We start from the raw sequence: 1,281 nt of genomic DNA, 5'->3' as shown, positions 1-1,281 counted from the left end.
AGCCTGCTGCGCCACTTACCCTGGCTCGTGCTGGCAATCGTAGGAGCGTGCGCCCTTGGCGTAGTGGCATTGCGCCGCGGCGAGGCGATCAACGCCTTGTGGATTGTGGTCGCTGCCGTGGCCATTTATCTGGTTGCGTACCGTTACTACAGTCTGTTCATCGCCAACAACGTGATGCAACTGGATCCGCGTCGGGCCACCCCCGCCGTGCTCAACAATGATGGTCTGGACTATGTGCCGACCAACAAACACATTCTTTTCGGTCACCACTTCGCGGCCATCGCTGGCGCGGGGCCACTGGTCGGTCCGGTGCTGGCGGCGCAGATGGGGTATCTGCCCGGCACACTCTGGCTGATAGCCGGTGTGGTGCTGGCGGGCGCGGTGCAGGACTTCATGGTCCTGTTCATGTCGACCCGACGCAACGGCCGTTCCCTGGGCGATATGGTGCGTGAAGAAATGGGCCGGATTCCCGGAACCATTGCACTGTTCGGCTGCTTCCTGATCATGATCATCATCCTCGCGGTGCTGGCGCTGATCGTGGTCAAGGCCCTGGCCGAGAGCCCGTGGGGCATCTTCACCGTGATGGCGACCATCCCGATCGCGATGTTCATGGGCATCTACATGCGCTACATCCGCCCGGGCCGCATTGGCGAAATCTCCGTGGTCGGTGTGTTGCTGCTGCTCGGTTCGATCTGGCTGGGCGGGCAGATCGCTGCCGATCCGGTATGGGCCAAAGCCTTTACCTTCACCGGTGTGCAGATTACCTGGATGCTGGTCGGCTATGGTTTCGTCGCTGCATCGCTGCCGGTCTGGCTGATTCTCGCGCCACGCGACTACCTGTCGACCTTCCTCAAGATCGGCACCATCGTCGCCCTGGCGATCGGCATCCTGATCACCATGCCCGAGCTGAAAATGCCGGCATTGACCCAGTTCGTCGACGGCACCGGGCCGGTGTGGAAGGGCGGTCTGTTCCCGTTCCTGTTCATCACCATCGCCTGCGGCGCGGTATCGGGTTTCCACGCGCTGATCTCGTCGGGCACAACGCCTAAGCTGCTGGATAACGAAACCAACGCCCGCTACATCGGTTACGGCGGCATGCTGATGGAATCGTTCGTGGCGATCATGGCCATGGTTGCCGCTTCGGTGATCGAGCCGGGCGTGTACTTCGCCATGAACAGCCCGGCCGCAGTCGTCGGCAGTGACGTCGCTTCGGTGGCGCAGGTTGTCACCAGCTGGGGCTTTGCGATCACACCGGAAGCGCTGCAAGCGGTTGCCCATGAC

1 protein-coding gene is annotated in these 1,281 nt (G+C 62.1%); it reads left to right on the top strand.

From position 1 onward, the window contains the following. Positions 1-1,281 (top strand): carbon starvation CstA family protein (locus tag D8U70_RS23105; protein ID WP_277751271.1); only part of this gene is annotated, 1,281 nt, incomplete at both ends.

The sequence above is a fragment of the Pseudomonas sp. Sample_20 genome, from assembly GCF_004307585.1.
In the GTDB taxonomy this organism is placed as follows: Bacteria; Pseudomonadota; Gammaproteobacteria; order Pseudomonadales; family Pseudomonadaceae; genus Aquipseudomonas; species Aquipseudomonas atacamensis.
This window is presented reverse-complemented; position numbering and strand designations above follow the sequence as displayed.